Genomic DNA, 25,668 nt, shown 5'->3' with positions numbered 1-25,668 from the left:
ATGAGACTGCGTGTCAGCAAGCTCGTCAATCCCCTGCGCGGAACTTGTTGACTGCGAGTAAAGAAGTGAGAGGTGTTCAGGTTCCTAGACCGAGCAGCCCAGCCCCTCCGGCACCTCGCCGGGCACGGGCACCGACGCCCCGGCCGGGTAGGACGTCCGCAGGGTGAAGGCGTACGGCGTGGGGCCGTGGGCGCGCAGGTGGAGCAGGCGGGACTCCGCCTCCGCGACCGTGGGGCGGTGGCCCGCCGGCACCCACCACAGGGTGGTGACGGCCTCGGCGAGCCGCTCGAACCACTCGCGTCGCCGCGCCAGCATCTCCCGGTGCTGTCCCTGGTACATGAACGCCGTCAGCGCGTTCGCGTCCCGCCACACCGTCAGGTTGACGATCAGCCAGGAGTCGCCGAAGACCGGGATGTCGGTCGCGTCCCCGCCGTCGCTCTGCAGTCGCCACACGAAGCCGTCCGCCGCGTCGGCGGACGCGTTCACCGGATCGAGCGCGTCCACGAAGTCCTTCAACTGCGGTGAGTCCAGGGGGGCCTTGAGGCGGGCGATGTTGACCTGGGCGAGTTCGTACGCTGCGTCAGTCATGTACCGAACGTTAGGTCGGGGGCCGCGGGTCGCGGTACCCCCGTCTCACCCCGCGAGCACCGCCTCCATCACCCCCCGCGCGATCGGCGCCGCCAGCCCGCCCCCGCTGATGCCCTCCCGGTCCGCCGCCGAACCCTCGACCACCACCGCGACCGCGACCTTCGGCTCCACGTCCCCGTCGCCCCGCGCCCAGGAGATGAACCACGCGTACGGCGTGCCCGAGTTGCCCACGCCGTGCTGGGCGGTGCCGGTCTTGCCGCCGACGGTGGCACCCGGGATCGCGGCCTTCGCGCCGGTGCCCTTGTCCACCACACCGGTCATCAGCTCCTTGAGCAGCGCCGCCGTCGAGGGCCGCATCACCTCCCGGGAGGGACGTGAGCCGGCCGCCGCCACCAGGCTGCCGCCCGCCCGCAGCGTCCGCTCCACCAGGTAGGGCGAGCGCACCTGGCCGCCGCCCGCCACCGCCGCCGCCACCGTCGCCATCTGCAGCGGCGTCGCCCGGGTGTTGTACTGCCCGATCGACGACAGGCCGAGCTGGGCGCGGTCCACCGAGGCGTCGAAGGTGCTCCGTGCGACGGGGAAGGGGACCCGCAGCCCGTCGTCGTTGAAGCCGAAGGCCTCCGCCATCGCCGTCATGCCGTTCACGCCCACGTCGACGCCGAGCTTGGCGAACACCGTGTTGCAGGACCACTCGAACGCCTCCCGCAGCGAGGCGTCGAGGCATCCGTCGGCCTCGTTCGTGAGCTTCGTCCGCGTCCCGGGCAGGGTGTACGGGTCGGGGGAGCGGGTCGGCGCGTCCAGGTCGCGGATCACGCCCGCGTCCAGCGCCGCCGCCGCGGTGACCACCTTGAAGGTCGAACCCGGCGGATAGGTCCGGCTCACCGCCCGGTTGAGCATCGGCTTGTCCGGGTCGGCGTTGAGCCGGTTCCAGGTGCGGGTGGCGGCCGCGCTGTTCCCGGACAGCAGCTGGGGGTCGTAGGAGGGGCTGGAGACCAGGGCCAGGACGCGGCCCGTGGCCGGTTCGATCGCGGCCACCGCCCCCTTGCGCCCGCGGAGCCCCTCGAACGCCGCTCGCTGCGCGGCCCCGTCGATCGTCGTCACCACGTCGCCGCCCGGGTTGTGGGCCCCCGTGACGTCGTTCCACAGCGGCAGCGGCGCGAGCATCGGGTCGGCGCCGGACAGCAGTCCGTCCTCGGCGTGCTCCAGCAGCGTCGTCCCGTACGCCTGGGAGGCGAAGCCGGTGATCGGCGCGTACATCGGCCCGTTCGCGTAGGTCCGCTCGAAGCGCAGGTGCTCGCCCGTGTCCCGGGACCCGGTGACCGCCTTGCCGCCGACCAGGATGTCGCCGCGCGGCTGCTGGTAGCGGGCGATGTCGGGGCGGCGGTTGGCCGGGTTGTCGTCGTACTCCGGCTTCTGGGCGATCTGCACCCGGGCCGCGTTGACCACGAGGGCGACCAGCAGCAGGGCGCAGAAGACGGCCGCGTGCCGGATGTTCCGGGTCACCTCGGCCGCTCCCCGCTCACGGCTCCGCCCGCCCGCCGGTCTGGCTGCGGGCCGCGTGGCTCACCCGGATCAGCAGCGCCACGATCGCCCAGTTGGTGACGACCGAGGACCCGCCCTGCGCCAGGAACGGCATCGCCATGCCGGTCAGCGGGATCAGCCCGGTCACCCCGCCCGCGATGACGAACACCTGGAGCGCCACGATCGAGGAGAGGCCGACCGCGAGCAGCCGGCCGAAGGGGTCGCGGGCGCCGAGGCCCGCCCGGTAGCCGCGCTCCACCAGCAGCCCGTACAGCAGGAAGACGGCACTCAGGCCGAGGAAGCCCAGCTCCTCCCCGGCCGTCGCCAGGATGAAGTCCGACTTGACGGCGAAACCGATCAGGACGGAGTGGCCGAGGCCGAGACCCGTGCCGGTCACCCCGCCCGCCGCGAAGGCGAACAGGGACTGGGCCAGCTGGCCCGGGCCGTCGCCCGCCTCGATGGACGCGAAGGGGTGCAGCCAGTCCTCCACCCTGCTGTGCACGTGCGGCTCCAGCCAGCCCACCGCGACCGCGCCCAGCGAGGCCAGCAGCAGGCCGACGGCGATCCAGCCGGTGCGGCCGGTGGCGACGTAGAGGAGGACCACGAACAGGCCGAAGAAGAGGAGCGAGGTGCCCAGGTCCCGCTCCAGGACCAGGACGCCGACGCTGACCAGCCACACCGCCACGATCGGGCCGAGGACGCGCCCGGTGGGCAGCTGCAGCCGCCACACCCGGCGGCCCGCGTACGCCAGCGCGCTGCGGTTGGCGGCCAGGTACGCGGCGAAGAACACCGCGAGCAGCACCTTCGCGAACTCGCCGGGCTGGATGGAGAAGTCCTCGATCCGGATCCAGATGCGCGCGCCGTTCACCGCGGGGAAGAAGATCGGCACGGTGAGCAGAGCGAGCGCGGCGGCGACGCAGACGTAGGCGTAGCGCTGCAGGACGCGGTGGTCGCGCAGAAGCAGGACGACCACGATGAACAGGGCGACACCCAGCGTCGACCACACCAGCTGGGTCGGGGCCGCCCGGTCGCCCGGCGTCTCCAGGTCGAGCCGGTAGATCAGCACCAGTCCGAGGCCGTTGAGCAGCACGCCGATGGGCAGCAGCAGCGGGTCCGCGTACGGGGCGCGCAGCCGCACCGCCAGATGGGCGAGGAGCGCGAGCACACCGAGCCCGGCGCCGTAACCGGCGGCGCCGGGCGGGAGGGCGTCGTGCTGCGCGAGGCCTACGTTGCAGTAGCCGAACACCGACAGCAGGACGGCCATCAGGATCAGCGCGAGTTCGATGCCCCGGCGCCGGGGGAGTCGGGCGACGGGAGCGGGTGTGTCCGCCTGTGCCACGGTGAGTCCGGTTCCGGTTCCGGCCTTGGTCATGTCCGGAACTTACCCAAATGATGCGGTCTGCGCGTCGGCCGGCTCAGCACCAGCGCGGCGCGGGGCCGATGTTGTCGATGTAACGGGCCGCACCCCAGGCCCAGGTGCCGTCCGTGAGGAGGTACCAGAGGGGGTTGCCCTGCACCTTGGGGCCGGGCGTCTTGCAGTAGATGGAGACGACCTCGCCCCGGCGGGCGTACCGGATGACGTCCGAACCGCGGCTCGGCGAGGTGCGCAGGGCGAGCCGGTCGGCCGTCACGACGCCCCGGTAGCGGCCCTGCTCCTGGCGGCCGTCGCTCCCGCCCCACTCGTCGCCGCCGTTTCCGCCGTTTCCGTTTCCGCCGCCGTTTCCGCTGCCGGTGACGGTGGGCGTGGAGGTCGTGTCGCCGCCCCAGCCGTCGTGCGCGACGGCCGGCGTGACGGCGACGGCGGTGGCGAGCGCGCCGGCCGCGAGGGCGGTGGCGAGAGCGCGGACGAGAGGGGAGCGCGAGGCCGGTGCGGACAGTAGCGACATGGGAGTACCTCCCGGGAGCGAACGGGTCTTCGGGTTTCTTGGTGTCCTCAGGTGACTAACCGCCACATTAGGAGCGCCTCCCGCGCACCGCCCGCCGCACTGAGCCATCGGGGCAGGCGCCGTGGTCAGGGCACGGTCGGGGCCGGGTCAGGGCTGCTGAGGCAGCGTCAGCCGGGCCAGCGCCCCGCCGTCCGGCGGGTTGGTGAACTCCAGCCGCGCCCCGAGCACCTCGGCCTGCCCCAGCGCGATGGTCAGCCCCAGGCCGTGCCCCTTGGTCCCGCCCTCGGTGCGAAAGCGCTGCGGCCCGTGCGCGAGGAGGTACTCCGGATAGCCGTCCCCGTGGTCCCGTACGGTGATCACCGCACCGTCCACGGTCAGCACCACCGGCGCCCGCCCGTGCCGGTGCGCGTTCCCGACCAGGTTGCCCAGCACCCGCTCCAGGCGCCGCCGGTCGGTCTCCACCCGCGCGTCCCGTACGACGTCCACGTGCGTGCCGGTGCCCGAGCCCCGCACCACCCGCCGGGCCAGCGCGCCCAGCTCCTCCGGCTCCGTCTCCATCCTCTCCCGCCCGCTCTCCAGCCGGGAGATCTCCAGCAGGTCCTCGGTGAGGGTGCGCAGCGCCGCCACCCGGTCCCGCACCAGCTCGGTGGGACGGCCCGGCGGCAGCAGCTCGGCCGCCGCGTGCAGGCCGGTGAGCGGGGTGCGCAGCTCGTGCGCCACGTCCGCGGTGAACCGCTGCTCGGCGAGCAGCTTGCCCTGCAGCGACGACGCCATGGAGTCCAGCGCGGCGGCGACCGAGGCCACCTCGTCCTGCGGGCGCGTCGGATCCTGCGCGCGCGGATCGCCGACCCGTGCGTCGAGGTCGCCGGCGCTGATCCGCCGTGCCACCCGCGCCGTGGTGTGCAGCCGCCGCGTCACCCGCGTCACCGCGAACGCGCCGACCAGCAGCGTCGCCCCGATCGCCAGGGCCGACGCCCACACGAGCGTGCCGTCCAGGCTGTCGATGGTGGCCTGGCCCTGGGAGTGGTCGACCCGCACCGCCAGCGCCCGGCCGCCGTCGGCGGGGCCCGCCGCCCACATCGTGGGGCGCCCGGCGTACTCGGCGACCATCGTGCCGCGCCGGCCCGACACGGCCAGCTCACGCAGCTGCCGCGGCAGCCCCGGCGGATCGACGCCGGCCCCGCGCCGCAGCGGGTCTCCCGCCTCGTAGGACTCCGTCGCCTCCCGGAGCCGGGCCAGGGCGACGTCACGCGCCTCGCCGACGGTCCGGTTGGTCACCGAGACGTGCACCAGGACGCCGAGCAGCGCGGCGAGCCCGCAGCACATCACGGTGATGAAGACGGCCGCCTTCACCGCCAGCGGTCCGGCCCACCGGGGGAGGGCGAGCCTCACCGGGCGCTCGCCGGCGACGACGGAGAGGAGGACGGCGAGGAGGACGGAGGGGTGGACGGCGAGACGGACGGAGCCGGGGACGGGGACGTGGACGGACGCTTCGTGTGCCGTCCGCCGTCGTCGGTGCGCAGCATCTCGTCGCTGGTCAGCAGCATGGCCCGCTGATCGGCGTCCCAGGTCCACCGGAGGCGGTACTCGTAGCCGGCCACCTCCGAGGGCGAGCGGACGATCACCGTCCGCCCGGCCAGCTCGACCGCGCTCACGGCGTCCTCGTAGGACATGACCCGCACGAGCCGGTCCTTCTCGACGGTGTAGACGCGTACGGCGGTCAGCTTCTGCGGCAGCAGCCGGAAGCCCAGCGTCATCTCGGGGCGCCCGTCGCCGGTCAGGTCGCGGTAGTACGGCCGCAGCACCGGGCAGCCGGCGGCCTCGTCCCCGGCCCCGTCCGTGCCGCAGTCCGCCATCCGCACGGACGTCTCGTGGTACGGCGCCTTCGCGCCCGCGTAGTCGTCCGGGTGCGCGGCGATCTCGGCCCGCACCGCGGCCACCGGGTCCGCCCTGCGGATGTCCCCGCCGGGCACGGCGACGCCCTCGACCACCGCGTGCTCCACCTCGCCGATGTCGTACGCCGGTCGGGACGCCGGTGTCAGGCCGGGCCAGAGCCGCGCCGGATCACGCGCGGCGGGCGTCGCCCCGGCACCGCGCAGCCCGCCGGTGTCTCCGCAGGCGGCCAGCGCACCGGCCGCGGCCGCGGTCGCCAGGAGCAGCGCGAGGGCGGCGGGAACGCGGGCTGGGCGCCCGGGGCGGCTCGGGAGCACTGCACTCCTGGGGTCTGGGGATCGGTGATCGGCGTCGGCGGTCCCGCACGGCGGGTGGGCGCCACCCTGGAACCCGGCACCCCGGAGCCGGGGCGCCGTACGCGCCTTCGTACGGAAGGCCATTTTGCGTGCGCACGGGCCCGCCGGGCTACTCGGCCAGCTCCTCCAGCAGCCGCACGGTGGCCAGACCCGCCCGCAGGTACGCCACGAACAGGTCGTTGTGCAGTGCCCACGGCGAGCGCCGGGCCCGGATCAGCCGGATCGCGTCCTCGGCGCTGCTGCCCCGGCGCATCAGCGTGTGCGCGACGACCAGGCCGGAGCGGTTGTACCCGTGACAGCAGCGCACGAGGACCTTCCGGCCCCCGTCCAGCGCCTCGCCCGCCGCCTGGGCCAGGCGGATCACCCCGGCGAGCTGAGTGCCGTCCAGGGGGCCGTCGGGGATGGGCCACACATGGTGCTCGACACCGTCGTCCGGGCCGTGTCCGGGCAGCCGCAGCAGGGTCTGCACGAGGTCGAACTCGTCCCGCACCACGGCGAACTCCAGCCGCCCGGCCGCCCGCCGGAACTCGTGCCCGCCCATCCAGAGACCCGGCACGATCTCGTCCCACGGCCGGTCCGGGGCCGGCACGTCCGGACCTCTCCCACGGGTACGCAAAGGCACCTCCCGAGTTCCGCCCAGGGTCTGCCCAACTCCTCCCAAAGGTAACCGGGTTCTTGCCCCGGCAGCACCCCGCCTGGTCCCATGGACGGGGGTGATGGGCATGGACGGACTGCGCGTCGTGCCGACCCGGCGCCACGGCCGGGAACGGCTCTACGTCTGCCTTCCGGACGGCGGGAACGTCGCCTGGTACGACCGTGAGGCGGCCCGCGTCAACCTGCTGAGCGACGACCGCAGGGACGAGGTCCTGCGGGCCCTGGCCCCCTTCCTCACCGGACCGGTGGCCGTCGGCCCGCCCCCGGTCCCGACCCCGGCCGAGCTGGCCCGGCTCACCCTCCACCCGGACGACGACCTCGCCCCCAACCGGCCCGGCGAGGCGCTCCTGGTCGCCCTGGAGCGCGAACCCGGACCGGCGCACCGGCTGCGCCCCGATCCGCGCCGCCGGGCGCTCGCCGCCGAGCAGGCGACGGGGACGGCCCTCGACCGCCTCGACGGCGCCGGCTGGCACACCCTGCACTCGCTCCCGCTGCCCGGCGGCGACCGCGTCCACCACCTGCTGATCGGGCCGGGCGGTCTCTTCGCCCTCCACGTACTGCCCGCCCGCAGGCAGCGGGTGCGGGTCACCGACCCCCTGGTGGCGCTGGGCCGCCGCGCACCGCACCCCCTGCTGCGCCGGGTCCGCGCGGACGCCGACCGGGCCTCGTACGCCCTGACGGCGGAGGTGCGCCCCGTCCTCGTCCTCGTCGAGCCGGCGCACGTGAGCGTCACCGCCCCGCCCCGCTCCGTGCGCGTCCTCACGGACGCGGAGCTGCCGGACCTGGCCCGGACCGGCGGGATGCTGAAACCGGCGGACGTGGAGGCCCTGCACGCCATGGCCCGGGACCGCGCCACCTGGACCCGCCTCTGAGCGGCGCCGGACGTCAGGGCAGTGCCGCCGCCCGCCGCCGGTCGAACAGCGGCGCCAGCAGGTCGCCGTAGTCCTCCACCCGGGGCCCGACGTCCCCGGCCCGGAAGACGAACTGCTCCGCCCGTCCGCACCCCGCGACCTCGTCCCACGTCACCGGGGTGGAGACCGCCGGCACGTCGCGGGCCCGCACGGTGTAGGGAGCGGCCGTGGTCTTGCGGGCGGCGTTCTGGCTCCAGTCCACGAACACCTTGCCCGGCCGCAGGCTGCGCGTCATCCGGTGCACCACCAGCTTCGGCAGCGCCCGCTCCGCCTCCACCGCCAGCGCCTTCGCGTACTCCGACACCCGCTCCGAGGACGACCCCCGCACCCCCGCCAGCAGATGCAGCCCCTTGGCCCCCGACGTCTTGGCGTACGCCTCGATCCCGTCCGCCGCCAGCCGCTCCCGCAGCCACAGGGCGACCTCGCAGCACTGCACCACGGTGGCGGGCGGCCCGGGGTCCAGGTCGAACACCAGCCGGTCGGCCTCGCCGGGATCGTCCGCGGTCCACTGGTGGGTGTGGAACTCGGTCACCAGGTTCGCCGCCCACATCAGGCTCGCCAGGTCCTGCACCAGCACCATCCGGGCCGGTCCCTCCGAACGGGGCACCTCGGCCGTGGTGACCCAGTCGGGCGTACCCGGCGGCACGTTCTTGGTGAAGAACACCTGGCCGTCCGGGCCGTCGGGGTACCGCAGGAAGGAGACCGGACGGTCCCGCAGGTGCGGCAGCAGCACCTGAGCGGTCGTCGCGTAGTAGTGCAGCAGCTCGCCCTTGGTGAGGCCGGCCGCGGGATACAGCACCTTGTCCAGGTTGCTGAGGGCCACCCGCCGCCCCTCCACTTCCGTGATAGGCGCCATACCATGAGAATCTCACGGAATACGGACAAACCGCCCGACGGTCACCGGTAGCCGCCCGACGGGGAAACCGACAGGAAAGGTGCTGCACGTGCGATCCATCTGGAACGGCGCCATCTCCTTCGGCCTGGTCAGCATCCCGATCAAACTGGTGAACGCGACCGAGAGCCACGCGGTCTCCTTCCGCCAGATCCACACGGAGGACGGCGGCCGGATCCGCTACCGCAAGGTCTGCGAACTGGAGGACCGCGAGGTCACCCAGGCGGAGATCGGCAAGGCCTACGAGGACGCCGACGGTTCGATGATCCCGATCACCGACGAGGACCTGTCCCAGCTGCCGATCCCGACGGCCCGCACGATCGAGATCGTGGCCTTCGTGCCCGAGGACCGCATCGACCCGCTCCAGATGGGCTCGGCCTACTACCTCGCGGCGAGCGGCGCCCCCGCAGCCAAGCCGTACACGCTGCTGCGCGAGGCACTCAAGCGCAGCAACCGGGTCGCGATCGCCAAGTTCGCGCTGCGCGGCCGGGAGCGCCTCGGCATGCTCCGGGTCGTCGGCGAGGCCATCGCTATGCACGGCCTGCTGTGGCCGGACGAGGTGCGGGCACCCGAGGGCGTCGCCCCGGAGGGCGGTGTCACCGTGCGCGACCAGGAACTGGACCTCGCGGACGCCCTCATGGACACCCTCGGCGAGATCGACCTGGACGACCTGCACGACGAGTACCGGGAGGCCGTCGAGGAGGTCGTCGCGGCCAAGGCCGCCGGTGAGCGACCCCCTCAGGCCCGCGAGGAGGCGGCGCCCGGCAAGGTGCTCGACCTGATGGCCGCGCTGGAGAGCAGTGTGCGGGCGGCCCGGGAGTCCCGGGACGGCGAGGAGGCCGGGCCGGCCGAGGAGGCCGAGGTCAGATCGCTGCCGCAGCGCAAGACCTCCTCCCGGCGGACTCCCAAGGAGACCGGCGGCAAGAAGTCCACGTCGACGGCCGCGAAGAAGACGGCGGCGAAGAAGGCGGAGCCCAAGAAGTCGACGGCGAAGTTCGCGGGACCCGCGAAGAAGACGGCGGCCAAGGGCACCGCCAAGAAGGCCGCGGCCAAGAGCACCGCCAGGAGCGGCGACAAGGGCGCGGCCAAGAGCACCGCCAAGAGCACCCCCAAGAAGACGGCGCCCCGCAGGCGCAGCGCCTGACGAGCGCGAGCCGCTCACCGCCGCCGGCGGGTGCGCTCCGGGACGGAACGCCGGTACGGCCCGTTGAACGGACGGTCAGCCGAATGTCCAGGGAGAGGTGGACGCCCGGGGTGTCGCGGACGGGACGGGCTCGAAGACGGCGGGACTCGCGGCGCCGGACTCCGTCGGCGCGAGGGGGTCCGTGGGGGAGGCCGCGCGGGAGGCCGCCGTGGGCAGGGCGGGGCTCTCCTCCAGGCGCTGCCCGATCGTCTCGGCAGGTCCGCCGCCCGGGGCGACCGGGCCGGTGGACAGCTGCGACCAAGCGGTCAGGGCGAGGGCGACCCCGGCGGCCGTGCCGAGCACCCGGCCGATCCGCCGCACCCGGGCCCGGCCGTCCAGCTCGCGCCAGGCCGGCCCCGCCCACGTGTCCTCCCGGCGCCACGCCTCGCCGACCGTCTCGGAGGGGCGGACGCGGTGGCCGGGCCGGCCGGCGGGGAGCTCCGGCCGCCAGCCGGGGAGCCGGTCCCGTGCGGAGGGTTCCCTGGGGGCGGAGGCACGGATGGCGCGTTCGTCGTCCTCCAGGAACAGCCGCCACACGTACTCGGGCACCGACGGCGTACCGTCCGGCTCGCCCGGGATGTCGCCGCTGCCCGGCCCGGAAGCGGTCATGGTCCCGCTCTTCCTGTCGTCGGCCCCGGGTGGGCGAGGGCGGGAGGAAGGGGACGGCCCGCCCACCACCGGCCCCGGCGCCGGATGGTCATGGTCCGGCGGACTCCGTCGGCCGCCAACCCCTAAGAACGCGCGGGGTCCAGGGCCCGTTCCCCGCGCCACCGGTCGTGACTCGGTCGTAATGGTGCCTGCGCCGTGGCACCCGGACTCAGGGGGCCGCCGGGGACGCAGTGGGCGTCGGGGAGGCGGTGTTCACGTTCAGGTCGGGGCGCGGCTTGAGCACCAGCACCCGCTCGTCCGGCTGCGGCGGGGGCGGGGTGACCTTCTCCCGGGGCAGCTTCGCCGGGCCGGTCTGGTTGAAGGTGACCTGGTCGTAATCGACCAGCCCCGTCTTCTCCAGCACCGTGATGTGGTCCAGGACGGTGTCGTTGGCCAGGTCCGCCAGCTGCCGCACGAGCGTGTTCTTGGTGCCGGCCCGGATGTTGGCGATGGCCGGGAAGATCTGGCCGTGGGTCACCCGCATGATGTTGACCGCCGACGAGTCGAAGTCCTTGCCGCTCTTGGCTTCCACCGTCGCCACGAAGCCCTCCTGCTGCGGGGAGGCCCGGTTGGGCAGGGTGATGCCGAGCTCGGGGGCGATCTCGCGGCACATCGCGTCGAGACCGGCGTGCCCGACGACCAGGTGCTCACCGGCCGTCTTCATCGCCTTCGTCGTACCGCGCTCCATCACCATCTCGCCCAGCGGGTACTCCCACAGCCCGGCGGCGCGGACCTTGACCACGAAGTCGCGGTCCGCCTCGGTGAGCGGGCCGAACTTCGTACTGGCCACCACCCGGCTCTGGTTGCCGTCGGCCTTGTCCAGACCGAGCACGGCCGGGAAGGCCAGCGCGGTGAGGGTCAGGGTCATCACACCGAACAGGACGACGACTCCGATCCTGCTGCGGGGCAGGCGCATGGTGCCTCCAGGGGCGACGCGAGGGACGCGCACACGCACGTGTGCTCGTACCGGTACGCCAGGAGGTACGGAAACGGCGGGCGGATCCGTCACCGCTCCGGCACAAATCTTGCGGGACTTGCGAGGGACCCGCCGACCACGCCGGTTCAGCCGATGTCGGCGCCGTACACGCGCTCGACGGTGATGGTGAGCAGCACCCGGCGGTCGGACACCATCGTCGCCCGGTACTCGTCCCAGTCCGGGTGCTCCCCGGCCACGGCGCGGTAGTACTCCACCAGCGCCTCGACTTCCGGTCCGTGCGGGTCGGTGCCCGGCCCGGTGAGGGTGGCGACGCCCTCGGCGGTGGCCCAGGACCTGCCGTCCGGGGCGGTCACCTCCAGTGTGGCCCGCGGATCCCGGCGCAGGTTCGCGGTCTTGGCGAGCCCCTCCCGCGTCGACACGCGGATGACGCCGGCCTCCGGGTCGTAGGCGGGCATCACGGGGGAGAGCTGAGGGCGGCCGTCCGACTTGATCGTCGCCAGGACGCCGAGCCGGCTCTCGGCCAGCAGGGTGCGGGGGTCGAAGCGCGGTGTGGTGGTCATGGACCGATCATCACCCCGCGCCCCGCGGCCTGTCCCGCGAACCGTCCGCCGAACAGGCTCCGCCGGTGACTCAGGGCACCGAGGGGCCGCCCAGGTAGTCGCCGTCCTCGTCGTAGGGCCAGGCGTTGGCCACGCACCCCTTGAGGCCCTTGATCTGCTGCATCATCGCCGGAGCGGGCCGGCCGGCGCCGGGGCACGTCTCGTGGCCGTGGCCGATGCGGTGGCCGACCTCGTGGTTGACGATCAGCGCCCGGTACTCGTGGATCGGGCCGTCGAACTCCGGGGAACCCAGCACCCAGCGCTTGAGGTTCACCACAACGTCCGTGCCGACGCTGCAGTTGACCTCGCCCCGGGTGAGCAGGCCCGCGGCGCCGCAGATCCGGTCGACGGTGCCCGGCGTGGCGATCTTCACCACGAAGTCGTAGGAACCACTGCTGACCAGCCGGAAGGAGTTGGCCCCGTCCCGGGTCCAGCCGCGGGTGTCGGCGAGCACGTCGGATATCTCGGCGGCGGCGGCGCTCGGCCGGACGTCGATGCCGTCCTCGACCAGGACCTTGTAGCGGCGTACGCGGCTGCCGGTGCCCACGGTCGTGCCGTCGGCCTGGGCGGTGACGAAGGTGCCGGGTCCGGTCGCCGGAATGGCGATGGTGGAGGCGGAAGGGGAGGGCGAGGCCGAGGGCGACGGGGAGGCCTTCAGGGACGGGGACGGTGCGGGGGAGGCGGAAGGGGAAGGCCTTCCGGTCGAGGCCTCCAGCGCGTCGGTGACGTCGGCCACCTGGTCGTCCGTCACCGGTGGCCGGGTCTCCCGCCAGTACGCGACGGCGGCGCCCGCGGTGAGCAGGACGGCGCCGAGGGCGACACAGGCCAGGACCGCGCGGGCGGGGCCGCGGCGTCTGCGTCTGCGGGAGCGGGATCTGTGCCCGGAACCGTCCGGCCCGGTTCTTCGGCTGCTTCGGCGGGCGGTGGATCGGCCCACGGCGTGCGTCCTCTCTGCTGGTCGTCGGGGCACGCACGGCGAACTCCGCTGTGCTGTTCTACCCCGAAGATCCAAGCGGACGGACGTGCGAAAACATCACCGTTTCCGACGTGTCCCTTCTCACGCGGACATTCGGTTCCTGAGTGCAACCGACCGGCCTCCGGAAACGTCTTCGTCGGGGCCGCCCGGCGGGAACCGGGCGACCCCGACGAGCGCGGGGACGCGGTGCCGTCAGCCGGCGGGGGTCCGCTCCCAGCGGTAGAAGCAGCGCGCCATCGCGTCCTTCGGACCGCGCCACGTCGCCGGGTCGTACGCCGAGACGTACGGCTCGAGCCGCTCGCTGACCTGGCGGAACTCCGGGTGCCCGGTCAGCCTGCCGATGGTGGGGGCCGGGTCCTCGTCACTCTCGATGAGGTGCAGGTACACGCCGTCACCGAATTCGAAGAGGCTGCGCCGGTTGACGCCCACCAGGTGCGGCAGTTCGCCGCTGTCGGACTCCGCGAACACCTTCGCGATGTCCGGTGCCGCGCCGGGTGCCATCCGGGCGACGATCAGTGTGTGGTGCATGGGGGTGCTGCCCTTCGCCGGTGTCGGTCGGTGTCGGTCGGGGCCGTTCGGGGCCGTTCGGGGTGCCGTTCGGGGTGCCGTTCGGCCGGTGTCAGTCGGCGAGCACCGGTGCGGCACGCCGCTCGCCCGCCGCCTGCTCGATCCGGTCCCGGATCAGCGCCATCTGGGTACGGGAGTTGCGGTTGATGTTGTCCGTCATCCAGGCGTCGTCCACGGGCGCGTCCGGCTTCATCGCGAAGTCCTGCGTCCAGCGCATGACGGTGCCCTCGGCGGTCTCCGCGTACTCCCAGACGATGTTCATGTACTGGAAGGGGCCGGTCTCGACCCGCTGGGCGCGGACGGTGCGGGTGACGGGGTCGGCGACCCGCTCGGAGACCCAGCTCCACACCTTGCCGTCGGCGTCCGGGTGCATGGTGAGCCGGAACGTGACGCGGTCCTCGTCGCGGTCGAGCACCTCGACGGAGGCGTACTCGCTGAACAGCCGGGGCCAGTTCTCGATGTCGTTGGTCATGTTCCAGACCAGCTCCATCGGGGCGGCGATGGTGATCTCGTTGTCGGTGTGTCCTGCCATGTCACACTCCCGTCTTCAGGGCGCCGTTGACCAGCGCGAGGAAATCCGCGGGCGTCTTGCAGCGCTCGGCCTGCTCGGGCAGGCCGAGGCCGTACCGCTTCTCCAGCTCGGCCACGATGCCCAGCAGGCCGAGGGAGTCCAGGCCGAAGGTGTCGAAACCGTCGTCGGCCTGCTGCCGGAGGGTGACCGGGTCGACGTGCACGCCGGCGGTGCGCTTCATCAGCGCCGACAGCTCCTCGACGGTCACCTGGTAGTCCAGTTGGTCGGTCATGGTGTCCTCCTTGACTCGGGTTGGCCGGTCACGGATGTCCTCCGCGGCCGTCGGTGGTCGGTGGTCGGTGGTCGGTGGTCGGTCGTCGGTCAGCGGCCCGCGGGCGGCACGGCGCCACGTCGCAGGACGAGCGCCGAGTTGGACCCCATGAGGCCGCGCGCGAGGACCAGGGCCGTTCGCGGCTCGGCGGGGCGGGCCCGGCCGGTCACCACGTCCAGGTCGTGGCACACGTCGACCACGTGCGGGGTCGGCGGGATCAGCCCGTGCTCCATCGCGAGCACCGCCGTCGCCACGTCCAGCACCGGAGCCGCGCAGTACGCCCGTCCGGTCCCGGTCTTGGGCGCGGTGACCGGCACTCGCCCGGCGTGCGGGCCCAGCGCGTCGGCCAGGGCCAGCGCCTCGGCCCGGTCGGCCTCCGGGACCCCGAGGGCGTCCGCGAAGACCACGTCGACGTCCTCGGGCCGGCAGCCCGCCTCGGCCAGGGCGCCCTCGATCGCGCGGGCCAGCCCCTCCCGGGACTCGGCCCAGCGGCCGGGTCCGGTGAAGGTCGCCGCGTGCCCGGCCACCGTCGCCCGCACGTCCGCGCCGCGCTCCCGGGCCGCCGTCTCCTCCTCCACGAGGAGCACGGCCCCGCCCTCGGCCGGCGCGAACCCGCAGGCCGCGTCGGTGAACGGGCGGTAGGCACGGTCGGGTTCGGCGGACCGGCTCAGCTCGGGGTAGCCCAGCTGGCAGACGATCGAGTACGGGGCCAGCGGCGCCTCCGTCGCGCCGCACACCACCGTGTCGGTGCCACCGCGCACGGCCAGTGCCGCGTGCGCCAGGGCGTCCAGGCCGCCCGCCTCGTCGGCGGCCACGACCCCGCAGGGGCCCTTGAAGTCGTTGCGTATGGAGACCTGGCCGGTGCTGGCCGCGTAGAACCAGGCGATCGACTGGTACGGGCCGACGTGGCGCGAGCCATGGCCCCACAGGTTCTGCAGCTCCCGCTGCCCGAACTCGCCGCCGCCCGAACCCGCCGCGGTGACCACGCCGACCGAGTACGGCGAGTCGACGTCGGCCCGGCCGAACCGGGCGTCGGCCAGGGCGTGCTGGGTGGCGGCCAGCGCGAAGTGCGTGAACCGGTCGGTCTGGACGAGGAAGCGGTCCTCGACCGTCTCGGCCGCGTCGAAGCCGTGCACCTCGCCCGCGACCCGCAGCGGCAGGTGGTCGCAGCCCTCCCGGGTGACGGGCCCCAGACTGCTGGCGCCGTCGGCGACCGCCTTCCAGTGCGCCTCGACGCCGGTGCCGTGCGGGGACACCACGCCGAGACCGGTGACGACCGCGCGCCGGGTCCCGCCGTCACTCTGTCCTGGTCCGCTCATCGCAGCCCTCCTTCACTGCCGCTCAGCACGACCGCGGACTGGAAGCCGCCGAAGCCGCTGCCCACCGACAGCACGTGCCGCAGCGTCCGCTCCCGTGCCTCGCGCGGCACGTAGTCCAGGTCGCACTCGGGGTCGGGGGTCGTGTAGTTGGCCGTGGGCGGCACCACCTGGTGGGCCATCGCCAGCACGCACGCGGCCAGTTCTATGGAGCCGATCGCGCCGAGCGAGTGGCCCACCATCGACTTGATGGAGCTCATCGGCGTCGCGTAGGCGTGCTCGCCCAGCGAGCGCTTGACCGCCGCGGTCTCGTGCCGGTCGTTCTGCTGGGTGCCGGAGCCGTGCGCGTTGACGTAGTCGATCGCGGACCCGTCGAGGCGGGCCATGTCCAGCGCCGTGTCGATGGCCCGCGCCATCTCCAGGCCCTCCTTGGTCAGCCCGGTCATGTGGTACGCGTTGCCGAACGTGGCGTAGCCGGAGATCTCGCAGTACACGTCCGCGCCCCGGGCCCGGGCGTGCTCCAGGTCCTCCAGGACCAGCACCGCCGCGCCCTCGCCCATGACGAAGCCGTTGCGGTCGGCGTCGAAGGGACGGGAGGCGTGCGCGGGGTCGTCGTTGTTCGGCGAGGTCGCCTTGATGGCGTCGAAGCAGGCCATGGTGATCGGCGATATCGGCGAGTCCGCCGCTCCCGCCAGGCACACGTCGACGCGCCCCTCGGCGACCGCGTGATAGGCGTACCCGACCGCGTCGAGGCCGGACGTGCACCCCGTGGAGACGGTCTGCACCGGCCCCCGCACCCCGAACTCCTCGGCGACCGCGGAGGAGAGGGTGGCCGGGGTGAACGCGCGCTCCAGGTGCGGCTCGGCCCGCCGGTCGTCCACGTCCCAGCGGGAGCCGCGCTCGCTCACCAAGACGTAGTCGTGCTCCAGCCGGGTGGTGCCGCCGACCGCCGTGCCCAGCGTGGCGCCCGCCCGCCAGGGGTCCTCACGGGCCATGTCGAGATTCGCGTCCCGCACCGCCTCCGAAGCGGCGACGAGCGCGAACTGCACATACCGGTCGCAGCGCTGGGCGGTGGCGAGGCCGAGCCCGTGGTCGGACGGTTCGAAGTCGCACTCGGCGGCGATCTGCGAACGCAGCCCGGCCGGGTCGAACAGGGAGATCCGGCGCGTCGCCGTACGGCCTTCGGACAGCAGCCCCCAGAACTGGGGCACACCGATCCCGCCCGGGGCGACGACGCCTATGCCCGTGACGGCGACCCGTCGCCGGGTCATGACACCACCTCGGCCGCGGCGGCGGGTCGCTCGTGCCCGGCGCGGCCCGCCTGCGCGTGCGCCCCGTCGCACGGGAGCGCGTTGCCATCGGCGTCTTCCGTGTCGACGTGGCCCAGTTCCGGCCGCGGGGCCAGCGGCCCCAAGTGGAACACGAGCCGCGCCTCGACGTCCCCCGTGTTGCGGAAGCGGTGGCGCATCTCCTGCGGGATCAGCAGCCCCTGCCCGGTGGCGAGCGAGTGCGGCACCCCGTCCAGGTCCACCTCCAGGGCGCCCTCCGTGACATACACGAACTCCTCGGAGTACGGGTGGTAGTGCTCCGCGATGCGGTCGCCGGGCTGCACGATGGCCACGCCCATGAAGCCGCTGGTGGACCCGGCGGTGGTGGGCGTGAGAAGGGCGCGGAGGTCTCCGCCGCGGCGGCGGTTCGGCGCGATGTCGCCGAGGGAGACGATGCGTACCTGCTGGTCTGTCATGTCGTTCACTCCGGGGTGACGGGAGGAAGGTGGGAGAAGCGGGGGCGAAGCGGGGGAAGGTCCGCGCGGACCTGCGGGCACGCCGTCGGGCCCGGCCGGCCGCGCGGTCGGGGCGCGTGGCTCAGGAGCCGGCCGAACGCCGGTCGGTCAGGGGCGTCATACGGACCCGGGTCAGCAGCCGGGACAGCGTGGCCGCTTCGGCCGGCGACCCGTCGACGCCGACCGCGGCGGTGTCCAGCAGCCGCTCGGCAGCCGCGGCACCCTCGGCCCCGTGCAGGCCCAGGACCGCGGCGGGCGCGTCCTCGGGGTCGCCGTCCACGTCGACGAGCCGTACGACCAGGTCGTCGCGGTGGAAGACGGTGGCCGCCAGCACCGGGCCCGCCGGGTCCTGCGCGGCGGACGCGTCCTGACGGGCCAGCAGCCGGGCCAGCTCCCCACCGGCGCCGGCGCGCACCGGGTAGAGCAGCGCGAGCCGCTCGGTGCGCGCACCGGCCCGGCCGCCGGACGTCGCGTGGTGGACGGCCGGCATCGCGGCCCGGGTGAAGAAGCGCCGGGCGGACTGCGGGTCGGCGAGGTCCCGGTCCTGCTCCAGATACGGGTCGAGGGCCTCCTCGACGGCCCGCACCCCGGGCTGCCGGGCGACGTGGCGCAGCGCGGTCTGCAGGTCCCCGCGCACCTCCACGGCCCGCACGATCCGGTTGCCGGACATGAAGAGCGAGGTGCGCAGCAGCCGCGTGGAACCGTCCACGTGCGCGTCGGGCGACACGTACTCGGACAGCAGCCGGGCGGTCTCGGCCTCGCTGCCGGGCCGCACGGTGAAGGTCAGGGCGTGCCGTACGACGTTGCCCCCGATCCGGGGCGCGGAGCGCGGCTCACCGGGCGCCGGGCGCCCGCCGTCGGTCTCCCGCAGGACGCTGTAGCGCAGCGAGTGGGTGTCACGGACGCACGTCTGCAGCGGCTCGACGGTGTCCAGGTGCTCGTCGCTGTTGACCCAGGCCAGGAAGGGCGCGGCGCTCTCCCACTCGCTGGTCAGCAGCCACTGGGTCGGGTTCTCCAGGGACTGGCACAGCTGGTCGCTGACGTGTCCCGGAACGGCGGCGACCCGGTCGCGGATGCGCTCGTAGGCGTCCAGGAACTCCTGCTGCATGCCGTCGTGGACGTCCAGCATCAGGACGACCCGTACACGGGAACCGTCGAACGCGGATATCGACACGCCGCCCGCTTCCGCCGCCGCTGCGGCCGACGTCGCCGTGGCCGACGTCGCTTCGGCATCCGTCGCGTCCGTGGTCGGGGCATCCGTCGCTACGACGGGAGAGACCGTCATCCGGCCCACCTCTTCTCGGGGTCTTCCTCGTGGACTGGGGCGATCGTCGCCGGTGCCCGCCGGGCCGGCGGGGTGCGACGGTCGCACAAGCACGATCGTGGGCCGTGCCCGCGGGGTCCGCGAACCAGGCGGGTTAAGCGGGTGAAGCCTGCGCCGCCGCGGGCCTCGACGGACCGTACGGGGCATGCATGAAGACCCCGGCGCACCCCTGTCGGACCCCTCTCGCACGTCTGTCGCACGTCTGTCGCACACCTGTCGCACAACGGAGGACGAACCATGAACGAAAGAGCCGACCGGCCCGGCGGCGCCACCCCTGGGGCCGGCCGGACCCACCGCGTCCCGGTCCTCGTCGTCGGCGGGTCCCTGGTGGGCCTGTCGACCTCGGTGTTCCTGGGTCGGCTGGGCGTCCGGCACACCCTGGTGGAGCGCCACGCCGGCACCTCCATCCACCCCCGGGGGCGCGGCAACAACGTCCGCACGATGGAGATCTTCCGGGTGGCCGGCACCGAGCCGGACATCCGCCGGGCCGCCGCCACCCTGGCCGACAACCACGGCATCCTGCAGACGCCCACCCTGGCCGGCGACGCGGGGGAGTGGCTGTTCAAGCAGATCGACCCGGGAGGCGGACTGGCCCGCTTCAGCCCCAGCTCCTGGTGCCTGTGCAGCCAGAACGACCTGGAACCCGAACTCCTCACCCACGCCACCGCCCTCGGCGGCGACCTCCGCTTCGGCACCGAGCTGCTCTCCTTCGAGACGGACGCCGAGGGCGTGACGGCGATCGTGAAGAGCCGGGAGACCGGCGAGCACACCACCATCCGCGCGGACTACCTGGTCGCCGCCGATGGCCCCCGCAGCCCCGTCCGCGAGCAGCTCGGCATCGGCCAGAGCGGGCCCGGCGACCTCTTCCACAACGTCAGCATCACCTTCCGCTCCCGCCGCCTCGCCGACGTTGTGGGAGACCGCCGCTTCATCGTCTGCTACCTGACTGACCAGAACGCCGACGGCGCCCTCCTGCCCGTCGACAACCGCGAGAACTGGGTCTTCCACGCCCCCTGGCACCCCGAACAGGGCGAAACGGTGGAGGACTTCACCGACGAGCGCTGCGCCGCCCACATCCGCCGCGCCATCGGCGACCCCGACCTCGACGTCGAGATCACCGGCAAGGCCCCCTGGCACGCCGCCCAGCGCGTCGCCCGCAGCTACCGCTCCGGCCGCGTCCTGCTGGCCGGCGACTCGGCCCACGAGATGTCCCCCACCGGCGCCTTCGGCTCCAACACCGGCATCCAGGACGCCCACAACCTCGCCTGGAAGCTGGCCGCGGTACTGGAGGGCTGGGCGGGCGAGGGCCTGCTGGACACCTACGACACGGAACGGCGCCCGGTCGCGGAGGCCACCAGCGCCCGTGCCGCCGCCCGCTCGGTGGAACACAGCCACCCGGGCTTCGCGCCGCCGCCGGTCATGGGGGGCGGGGGGCCCGGCGGCGCTTCAGGTGGTGCTCCTGGCGGTCCTGGTGGGCCCGGCGGTCCTGGCAGCCCCGGTGGTCCCGGCGGTGCGCCTCGTGGCGGTCCGGGCGGTGCACCCGGGGGCGGCGGCCCCGGCGGCGGCCCGCAGCGCGGCATCCTCAACGTCGCCCTCGGCTACCGCTACCCCCAGGGCGCGGTGGTCGGCGCCGACCCGGCGACCCCGGTGGTCCCCGAGGGCCTCGACCTCACCGGCGCCCCCGGCAGCAGGGCCCCCCACCTCTGGCTCCGCCGGGGCGAGGAGCGCCTGTCCACCCTGGACCTGTACGAGGACTCCCTCGTCCTGCTCAGCGACGCGGCCCAGCCCACCGGCTGGCACGAGGCGGCGACCGAGGTGGCCGCGGCGCTGCGCGTCCCGCTGAAGCCGTACCGCGTGGGCGGCACCCCCGGAGCCGACCTGGTCCCGGACGACGAGGAGACCGACTGGGCACGGGCCCACGGAGTGACCCGGGGCGGCGCGGTCCTGATCCGCCCCGACGGCTTCGTGGCCTGGCGCTCCCCGGGGCCCGCCCCCGACCCGGAGGCGATGCTGCGCCAGGTGGTGGGGACGGTACTGGCCCGCGCCTGAGGCCCGCACCGCTCGGACCGGCGACGGTCGGCCGGCCGACGATTTTCAGTCGGCCGGCGTCTCCACGGCGCTCCGCACCGTCACCGCCGCGTCCGGTGGAAGGCGAGGTACGCGAACCCCTCGCCCTCGCGGGGCGCCCGCGTCCAGGACCGGGTGGTGAAGGTGGGAAGCTTGCCTCTGGTGAGCGCGAAGCGGGGCAGCGAGAGCCCGAGTTCGCCGTGCAGGGCGTCGAGCGCCCGCAGTTGCCCTTCCTTCCCGGAATCCCCCGGGCGGAACAGCCGGTCCGGATCCAGGGCCTCGGGTATCGCACCGGACCGCTCGACCTCCGAGCCCCGCAGGGTGAACGCGTACAGCTCCTCGCCCCCTTCGGCCACCGACAGGTGGAACGCGTCCGGGCGGTCTCCCCGAGCCGCGTTCCCCTGCTCGCACCACACCACCACGGCCCGCCCGGCCGAGGAGGCGTCCGCGACCGGCGACCGGAACAGATGACTCATGCGGTGGGTGCCGTACCCGTCGAAGGCGAAGGCCCACGCCCCCTCCGCACGCCCGACGGCGACCACGGCCCGGTCCTCCCACAGCTCGACGCCCTCGTCCTCCCGCTCATGCGGCCTGCGCGCCAGCCGGGCCGCGTCGTACGGCCGCAGGGGACCGCTCAACACCGCACCCTCCTCCCCGATCAGTTCGGGCAGTCGCTCGGGCCCGACCCCCTCGACCCACACGCAGCGGTACCCACCACCGAACGACCCACGGAACCCGCCGGGCTCCGCCAGCCACGCGAGCCCCGGCGGATCAAGATCGGGCACCGGCTCGGGAGCGGGCCCCGGCTGCCCGGCCCGAGGCGTCGCCAGAACCTCCCGCCCCCGCTCCGGGGTGACCAGCGGCCCCAGCACCGGATCGGCGAGCAGCCCGAGCGGAACGATCAGCAGCGGCCCGGGCTGCTCCCACAGCGGCAGCGCGCCCCGCAGCACCCGCCACGCAGCGTCCCCCGCACCCCAACGGGCAGCCTCCCGGGCCTCGCCGACGGCCCGCCCCCAGGCACCGGCGGGCGCATAGCGGCAGGTTCCGTCCCGCACCGCGCCCAACACCGACTCGGCCGCCTCCCGATCGGCACCGCGGGCGGCCATCATCCCCAGCCAGTGGTCGTCACCGCCCACCCGCCCCCGCTCCTGGGCCGGGCCCAAGGCCTCCACGGGCAGCACCTCCGGCAGGTAGCGCCGGTCGGCCACCAGACCGCCGTAGCTCCGGGAGTGGCCCGGAGCCAGGAAGTGCCGTATCTGGCTCAACAGGACGGCACTGTGCGGCCGCCCGAACTCGGACGCCTCCTCCAGCAGCGGTACGGCCTCCTCGTACCGCCCCCGCAGGGCCAGCAGCCGCGCCCGCTCCACCCGGCCGTCCTGCTCACGCGTGGTCGCGTTCACGAAGTCGGACCGCTCGGCGCGGGTGGCGTGGAAGTGGCGGTACATGGCCTCCATATACGCCCGGAACGACGGGTACCGGTCCGGGAACTCACCGCCCCAGCCCTTGTACACGTAGAGCGCCCACTCACCGTCCTCGTCCCGGTCCCCCGGGTCGAGCAGCGCGTACGACGCGTCGGAGTCCGTATCCAGCCGCAGCGCCCGCCGCCACATCCCGGCCAGCAGGACCGCCTCCCGCGACGGGTCGTCGTCCAGGAACCCCTCGTACACGGACGTCATGTCGTACGGATCCCCGAACCAGTCGATCTCCGCGACACCGCCGAGCTGGTAGATGCCGGCCATCTGGTCCACGTACCACCCGTCGCTCACGGCCAGGAACTCCCGGTACGAAGGCGGCAACCGCCGCCCCAGCCGCTTCTCCGCCGCGAGGATCGCCGCCTCACCGGCCCCGCCCCGCCCCAGGACGACGGACCTGGCCCCGCCGTCCTCCTCCTGGTCGAGCCGGGGCATCCACTCCTCCTGCCAACGCCCGAGAAAGTCACGCCAGTTGAAGGACCCGTTGGAAGAACCACCACTCATGCCCACATGCTGTCACCCGGCACCGACAACGGCGCCGTGGCGTCATCCCCGGGGTTCCGACAGACCGGACACCTCGTCGACGAGAGGCTGGACGCGATACGGGACGACGGCACTCAACACGACGACCGTCGTACTGCGCCGCACACCCGGCACCGCGAGCACATGGTCGATCACCTCCTGGACGTGCTGGTTGCTGGTCCCCGCGATACGGCACCAGATATCACCGGGCCCCGTCACGATGTGGGCCTCAACGATCTGCGGAACGGCCCGCAGCCGCGCCGCGATGGCCGCACGGGCCGGCTGGTCCACCTCGAACGTCGTGAACGCCTGCACCCCGTGCCCGAGCGCGGCGACGTCCACGTCCGGCCCGTACCCGGTCACCACACCGGCGCCGGCCAGCCGATCGAGCCGCGCCTGCAACGTACCGCGGGCGACCCCGAGTTGCCGGGCGATCTCCAGCAGCCCGTCCCGCGGACGCTCCCGGAGCAGCCGCAACATCCGACCGTCGAGCCGATCAAGCCCGCGCCGTGCCACCGTACGACCTGCCGATCTGCCACCAAAGGGCCACTCAGGAAATAGTTTCCTTGCCAAATAGGCACTGGACCCGAGCACCTGTTGCCTATCCGGCACCCGCTGTCTCACCCTAAGTGCTCCCGTCCACGAGGAGACCCGTGAGGCAGCACACGCATCCGTTCATCCCCTACCGGCCGAAGCGCTACGGCGAAGCCGAAATGCTCCGCCGGGGAAGGGACTTCGTGTCCTTCGTCGACCGCCGGCGCAGCGTGCGTTTCTTCAGCGACGAGCCGGTCCCGCGCGAGTGCGTCGACCTCGCGGTCGCCGCGGCGAACACCGCACCCTCCGGCGCCCACTTCCAACCGTGGAAGTTCGCCGTGATCGGCGACGCCGAGACCAAGCACCGCATCAGGGTCGCCGCGGAGGCGGAGGAGCGGGTGAACTACGAGGGCGGCCGCATCCCGCCCGAGTGGCGCGCCGCGCTCGCCCGCCTCGAAACGGACTCCGACAAGAGCTTCCTCGACGTCGTGCCGTGGATCGTGGTCTGCTTCGCCGAGAAGAGCACCGCGATGCCGGACGGCTCACTGCGCAAGAACTACTACGTGAACGAGAGCGTGGGCATCGCCTGCGGCCTCTTCACCACGGCCCTGCACGCGATGGGCCTGAGCACTTTGACCCACACCCCCAACCCGATGGGCTTCCTCACCAGGATCTGCGAACGTCCCGGCAACGAACGCCCCTACATCCTCTTCCCCGTGGGCTACGCGGCCCCCGACTGCGAGGTCCCGGCCCTGACCCGAAAGCCCCTGACGGAGGCGATCACCGAGCCCCCGCGCAGCCGCTGACGTCTCGCGCAGCCGCTGGCGCCCCGCGCGAAGCGGACGCCGCGAGCCGAGGTGCGCCGCGGGGAACCGGACGTGCACCTCGGGGCCACTTCCTCGGCCCGGCCGTCGGGATGTGCCCGTCAGGCCCTTGACCGGGTGCCGTTCCGACGGAGGATGGGGGAAGAGAGCGGGTCTGCGTGGCGAAGTGTGGGCTCTGACAACTCCGACAGCAGGGAGCGTTTCTTCCGATGCCCGCACAGCCCGCACGCCCTGAGCGCAGCGGTACCGAGACCGCATCGGTCATGGATGCTGCGCCGTTCAAGCCTTCTCTCGTCAAAGCGGTGTTCAGGGACGTGACCCCGATGCAGGTCTCTCGGTCGGCCGCGTGGGCCGCCGCGTCCGTGACGCGGACAGTGCTGACGGAGATCATCGACGGCGCGAGGAGAGCGGCGGCGGAGGAGGCCCGGAAGAAGCTGTTTCCCAGGGACCTTCTCTCGGCGATCGACCGCAACGTCGAGCTCGAGGTGGGGGACAAGTGGTACGACCACAGCCCGACGTTCCGGGGCCTGACCGGTGTCCTGTACGACGCCGAGGGTGTCGTCGTGCCTTCTCGTAAGCGCAGCAGGTCGCGCAAACCGAGTGCTGTGGTCGGCGCCCACAGGTTCGAGGCCGGGGTCAAGAAGCTGCTGCGGAACCAGGGGGCGACGGCTGTCCCGGCGATGGTCCGCGACCTGGACGGAATCGCGAGCGTGTTCCTGACGGACCTCGCCCGGGACGCGGCCATGGTCGTCCGCGAGGGCGGGGCCAAAGGTTTCGGTACGGTCACCCTGGTGACGTCGGACGAACCGTCCCCACCCCCGGTCCTCAAGGCCTCCCACCGGGCCCTGCCTACCCGCAGCGGGGACGGCCGGACCATCGGCAGGGATGACATCCTGGCCGCCACCAGGATTCAGTTGTCCGGCGGCAACCTCAGACAGCGAGCCCTCACCGAAGCACGCGAGGCGACACGGAACACGTCAGCCGGCTGAGCGGGTGCGATCAACGCATGGACTCGTACGGGCCCGCAGCAGCATGATTCGGCGGCCGCGTTCCGGCAGGCCCGGGAAGAGGAGCCGGCGCGGGACAACCACGGCTGTGCTTGATGGGGGCCCGCTCATCAACCACTCGACCGCCCCTCGGGCAACTCGAGCGGCATACATCTGTACATACGCGAAGACCCCGCTCTCAGCGTTTCCGCTGGTGACGGGGTCTTTGGGCACCTCATGCTGGGTGCCCCCGGCAGGATTCGAACCTGCGCACACGGCTCCGGAGGCCGTTGCTCTATCCCCTGAGCTACGGGGGCGTGTCCGTCGCGGTCGGTGTTGCTCGCGGCGACGGGTAGAACACTACCAGCTCGCCCGGGGTGGTCATGA

General features: G+C 73.4%; 26 protein-coding genes and 1 tRNA gene. 5 read left to right on the top strand and 22 right to left on the bottom strand.

The window, feature by feature from the left end:
- Positions 1 to 84: 84 nt before the first annotated feature.
- From ABS735_RS30160 to ABS735_RS30130, 7 genes are all read right to left on the bottom strand, one after another.
- The gene (locus tag ABS735_RS30160) at positions 85 to 588 is read right to left on the bottom strand and encodes a DUF3291 domain-containing protein (RefSeq protein ID WP_373902435.1); all 504 of its coding nucleotides are present in this window, start codon (positions 586 to 588) and stop codon (positions 85 to 87) included.
- Positions 589 to 633: 45 nt separating this feature from the next.
- Entirely contained in the window at positions 634 to 2,091 is a 1,458-nt protein-coding gene (locus tag ABS735_RS30155; RefSeq protein ID WP_373902434.1) for a penicillin-binding transpeptidase domain-containing protein, read from the bottom strand.
- Positions 2,092 to 2,107: 16 nt separating this feature from the next.
- Entirely contained in the window at positions 2,108 to 3,481 is a 1,374-nt protein-coding gene (locus ABS735_RS30150) for an FtsW/RodA/SpoVE family cell cycle protein (protein ID WP_373902433.1), read from the bottom strand.
- A gap of 43 nt (positions 3,482 to 3,524) precedes the next feature.
- Positions 3,525 to 3,995: an SH3 domain-containing protein gene (locus ABS735_RS30145; RefSeq protein ID WP_373902432.1), complete on the bottom strand. Its 471-nt coding sequence runs from the start codon at positions 3,993 to 3,995 to the stop codon at positions 3,525 to 3,527.
- Between the two features lie 147 nt (positions 3,996 to 4,142).
- Positions 4,143 to 5,387 carry an ATP-binding protein gene (locus tag ABS735_RS30140; RefSeq protein ID WP_373902431.1) on the bottom strand — a complete coding sequence of 415 codons (1,245 nt, stop codon included), beginning with the start codon at positions 5,385 to 5,387 and terminating at the stop codon, positions 4,143 to 4,145.
- The gene (locus ABS735_RS30135) at positions 5,384 to 6,205 is read right to left on the bottom strand and encodes a hypothetical protein (RefSeq protein ID WP_373902430.1); all 822 of its coding nucleotides are present in this window, start codon (positions 6,203 to 6,205) and stop codon (positions 5,384 to 5,386) included. Before ABS735_RS30135 ends, ABS735_RS30140 begins: the two co-directional genes overlap by 4 nt.
- A 148-nt stretch (positions 6,206 to 6,353) precedes the next feature.
- Entirely contained in the window at positions 6,354 to 6,860 is a 507-nt protein-coding gene (locus ABS735_RS30130) for a protein-tyrosine phosphatase family protein (protein ID WP_373902429.1), read from the bottom strand.
- Between the two features lie 106 nt (positions 6,861 to 6,966).
- On the opposite strand from ABS735_RS30130, the gene ABS735_RS30125 reads away from it, so the two are divergent.
- The gene (locus tag ABS735_RS30125) at positions 6,967 to 7,770 is read left to right on the top strand and encodes a nuclease-related domain-containing protein (protein ID WP_373902428.1); all 804 of its coding nucleotides are present in this window, start codon (positions 6,967 to 6,969) and stop codon (positions 7,768 to 7,770) included.
- A 13-nt stretch (positions 7,771 to 7,783) separates the two neighbouring features.
- Here the strand turns inward: ABS735_RS30125 and ligD are convergent, their stop codons facing one another.
- Entirely contained in the window at positions 7,784 to 8,665 is an 882-nt protein-coding gene (gene ligD / locus ABS735_RS30120; protein ID WP_373902427.1) for a non-homologous end-joining DNA ligase, read from the bottom strand.
- Between the two features lie 88 nt (positions 8,666 to 8,753).
- Here ligD and ku point away from each other — a divergent pair, with 88 nt between their 5' ends.
- Complete coding sequence (gene ku / locus ABS735_RS30115) at positions 8,754 to 9,845, top strand: non-homologous end joining protein Ku (RefSeq protein ID WP_373902426.1); 1,092 nt, start codon at positions 8,754 to 8,756, stop codon at positions 9,843 to 9,845.
- A gap of 75 nt (positions 9,846 to 9,920) precedes the next feature.
- Here ku and ABS735_RS30110 read toward each other — a convergent pair whose 3' ends face one another.
- The 11 genes from ABS735_RS30110 to ABS735_RS30060 all read right to left on the bottom strand — a co-directional run bounded on the left by ABS735_RS30110 (position 9,921) and on the right by ABS735_RS30060 (position 18,837).
- Positions 9,921 to 10,493, bottom strand: coding sequence for a hypothetical protein (locus ABS735_RS30110; RefSeq protein WP_373902425.1), 573 nt, complete (start codon positions 10,491 to 10,493; stop codon positions 9,921 to 9,923).
- 208 nt (positions 10,494 to 10,701) lie between these two features.
- Positions 10,702 to 11,448: a DUF4142 domain-containing protein gene (locus ABS735_RS30105; RefSeq protein ID WP_373902423.1), complete on the bottom strand. Its 747-nt coding sequence runs from the start codon at positions 11,446 to 11,448 to the stop codon at positions 10,702 to 10,704.
- 146 nt (positions 11,449 to 11,594) lie between these two features.
- Positions 11,595 to 12,029: a PPOX class F420-dependent oxidoreductase gene (locus tag ABS735_RS30100; RefSeq protein WP_373902422.1), complete on the bottom strand. Its 435-nt coding sequence runs from the start codon at positions 12,027 to 12,029 to the stop codon at positions 11,595 to 11,597.
- Positions 12,030 to 12,099: 70 nt separating this feature from the next.
- Complete coding sequence (locus ABS735_RS30095; protein ID WP_373902421.1) at positions 12,100 to 13,005, bottom strand: DUF3152 domain-containing protein; 906 nt, start codon at positions 13,003 to 13,005, stop codon at positions 12,100 to 12,102.
- A gap of 231 nt (positions 13,006 to 13,236) precedes the next feature.
- Positions 13,237 to 13,572, bottom strand: coding sequence for a TcmI family type II polyketide cyclase (locus ABS735_RS30090; protein ID WP_011030169.1), 336 nt, complete (start codon positions 13,570 to 13,572; stop codon positions 13,237 to 13,239).
- A gap of 91 nt (positions 13,573 to 13,663) precedes the next feature.
- Complete coding sequence (locus ABS735_RS30085; protein ID WP_373902419.1) at positions 13,664 to 14,143, bottom strand: SRPBCC family protein; 480 nt, start codon at positions 14,141 to 14,143, stop codon at positions 13,664 to 13,666.
- A 1-nt stretch (position 14,144) separates the two neighbouring features.
- A complete protein-coding gene (locus ABS735_RS30080) occupies positions 14,145 to 14,414 on the bottom strand; it encodes an acyl carrier protein (RefSeq protein WP_019326889.1) in 270 nt (89 codons plus the stop codon).
- Positions 14,415 to 14,503: 89 nt separating this feature from the next.
- Positions 14,504 to 15,772 (bottom strand): ketosynthase chain-length factor, encoded by a 1,269-nt coding sequence (locus ABS735_RS30075; RefSeq protein WP_373902417.1) that lies wholly within the window; start codon positions 15,770 to 15,772, stop codon positions 14,504 to 14,506.
- Entirely contained in the window at positions 15,769 to 17,040 is a 1,272-nt protein-coding gene (locus tag ABS735_RS30070; protein WP_373902416.1) for a beta-ketoacyl-[acyl-carrier-protein] synthase family protein, read from the bottom strand. The genes ABS735_RS30075 and ABS735_RS30070 overlap by 4 nt, the downstream gene beginning before the upstream one ends.
- A complete protein-coding gene (locus tag ABS735_RS30065; protein WP_373902415.1) occupies positions 17,037 to 17,513 on the bottom strand; it encodes a cupin domain-containing protein in 477 nt (158 codons plus the stop codon). Before ABS735_RS30065 ends, ABS735_RS30070 begins: the two co-directional genes overlap by 4 nt.
- A 121-nt stretch (positions 17,514 to 17,634) precedes the next feature.
- On the bottom strand, positions 17,635 to 18,837 hold the full coding sequence (locus ABS735_RS30060; RefSeq protein WP_373902414.1) for a SchA/CurD-like domain-containing protein: 1,203 nt from the start codon (positions 18,835 to 18,837) through the stop codon (positions 17,635 to 17,637).
- 276 nt (positions 18,838 to 19,113) lie between these two features.
- Between ABS735_RS30060 and ABS735_RS30055 the strand changes: the two genes are divergently transcribed.
- Positions 19,114 to 20,925, top strand: a complete 1,812-nt coding sequence (locus ABS735_RS30055; protein ID WP_373902413.1) for an FAD-dependent oxidoreductase — start codon at positions 19,114 to 19,116, stop codon at positions 20,923 to 20,925.
- Positions 20,926 to 21,005: 80 nt separating this feature from the next.
- Here ABS735_RS30055 and ABS735_RS30050 read toward each other — a convergent pair whose 3' ends face one another.
- Positions 21,006 to 22,919 carry an SMI1/KNR4 family protein gene (locus tag ABS735_RS30050; RefSeq protein WP_373902412.1) on the bottom strand — a complete coding sequence of 638 codons (1,914 nt, stop codon included), beginning with the start codon at positions 22,917 to 22,919 and terminating at the stop codon, positions 21,006 to 21,008.
- A 42-nt stretch (positions 22,920 to 22,961) separates the two neighbouring features.
- Positions 22,962 to 23,453, bottom strand: coding sequence for an Lrp/AsnC family transcriptional regulator (locus ABS735_RS30045; RefSeq protein ID WP_373902411.1), 492 nt, complete (start codon positions 23,451 to 23,453; stop codon positions 22,962 to 22,964).
- A gap of 137 nt (positions 23,454 to 23,590) precedes the next feature.
- On the opposite strand from ABS735_RS30045, the gene ABS735_RS30040 reads away from it, so the two are divergent.
- Both ABS735_RS30040 and ABS735_RS30035 read left to right on the top strand, forming a co-directional pair.
- A complete protein-coding gene (locus tag ABS735_RS30040) occupies positions 23,591 to 24,277 on the top strand; it encodes a nitroreductase family protein (RefSeq protein ID WP_373902410.1) in 687 nt (228 codons plus the stop codon).
- Between the two features lie 227 nt (positions 24,278 to 24,504).
- Positions 24,505 to 25,284: a hypothetical protein gene (locus tag ABS735_RS30035; RefSeq protein ID WP_373902408.1), complete on the top strand. Its 780-nt coding sequence runs from the start codon at positions 24,505 to 24,507 to the stop codon at positions 25,282 to 25,284.
- A gap of 242 nt (positions 25,285 to 25,526) precedes the next feature.
- Here ABS735_RS30035 and ABS735_RS30030 read toward each other — a convergent pair.
- Positions 25,527 to 25,598, bottom strand: a tRNA-Arg gene (locus ABS735_RS30030).
- Positions 25,599 to 25,668 lie beyond the last annotated feature (70 nt).

Source organism: Streptomyces sp. MMCC 100, from assembly GCF_041538145.2.
Taxonomy (GTDB): Bacteria; Actinomycetota; Actinomycetes; order Streptomycetales; family Streptomycetaceae; genus Streptomyces.
This window is presented reverse-complemented; position numbering and strand designations above follow the sequence as displayed.

Coding starts and splice junctions, on each gene's coding strand:
- ABS735_RS30145 (WP_373902432.1), bottom strand. CDS start 3,995: ATGTCGCTACTGTCCGCACCGGCCTCGCGCTCCCCTCTCGTCCGCGCT.
- ABS735_RS30150 (WP_373902433.1), bottom strand. CDS start 3,481: ATGACCAAGGCCGGAACCGGAACCGGACTCACCGTGGCACAGGCGGAC.
- ABS735_RS30080 (WP_019326889.1), bottom strand. CDS start 14,414: ATGACCGACCAACTGGACTACCAGGTGACCGTCGAGGAGCTGTCGGCG.
- ligD (WP_373902427.1), bottom strand. CDS start 8,665: ATGGCGCCTATCACGGAAGTGGAGGGGCGGCGGGTGGCCCTCAGCAAC.
- ABS735_RS30105 (WP_373902423.1), bottom strand. CDS start 11,448: ATGCGCCTGCCCCGCAGCAGGATCGGAGTCGTCGTCCTGTTCGGTGTG.
- ABS735_RS30055 (WP_373902413.1), top strand. CDS start 19,114: ATGAACGAAAGAGCCGACCGGCCCGGCGGCGCCACCCCTGGGGCCGGC.
- ABS735_RS30035 (WP_373902408.1), top strand. CDS start 24,505: ATGCCCGCACAGCCCGCACGCCCTGAGCGCAGCGGTACCGAGACCGCA.
- ABS735_RS30050 (WP_373902412.1), bottom strand. CDS start 22,919: ATGAGTGGTGGTTCTTCCAACGGGTCCTTCAACTGGCGTGACTTTCTC.
- ABS735_RS30090 (WP_011030169.1), bottom strand. CDS start 13,572: ATGCACCACACACTGATCGTCGCCCGGATGGCACCCGGCGCGGCACCG.
- ABS735_RS30125 (WP_373902428.1), top strand. CDS start 6,967: ATGGACGGACTGCGCGTCGTGCCGACCCGGCGCCACGGCCGGGAACGG.
- ABS735_RS30065 (WP_373902415.1), bottom strand. CDS start 17,513: ATGACAGACCAGCAGGTACGCATCGTCTCCCTCGGCGACATCGCGCCG.
- ABS735_RS30075 (WP_373902417.1), bottom strand. CDS start 15,772: ATGAGCGGACCAGGACAGAGTGACGGCGGGACCCGGCGCGCGGTCGTC.
- ABS735_RS30160 (WP_373902435.1), bottom strand. CDS start 588: ATGACTGACGCAGCGTACGAACTCGCCCAGGTCAACATCGCCCGCCTC.
- ABS735_RS30110 (WP_373902425.1), bottom strand. CDS start 10,493: ATGACCGCTTCCGGGCCGGGCAGCGGCGACATCCCGGGCGAGCCGGAC.
- ABS735_RS30070 (WP_373902416.1), bottom strand. CDS start 17,040: ATGACCCGGCGACGGGTCGCCGTCACGGGCATAGGCGTCGTCGCCCCG.
- ABS735_RS30100 (WP_373902422.1), bottom strand. CDS start 12,029: ATGACCACCACACCGCGCTTCGACCCCCGCACCCTGCTGGCCGAGAGC.
- ABS735_RS30085 (WP_373902419.1), bottom strand. CDS start 14,143: ATGGCAGGACACACCGACAACGAGATCACCATCGCCGCCCCGATGGAG.
- ABS735_RS30060 (WP_373902414.1), bottom strand. CDS start 18,837: ATGACGGTCTCTCCCGTCGTAGCGACGGATGCCCCGACCACGGACGCG.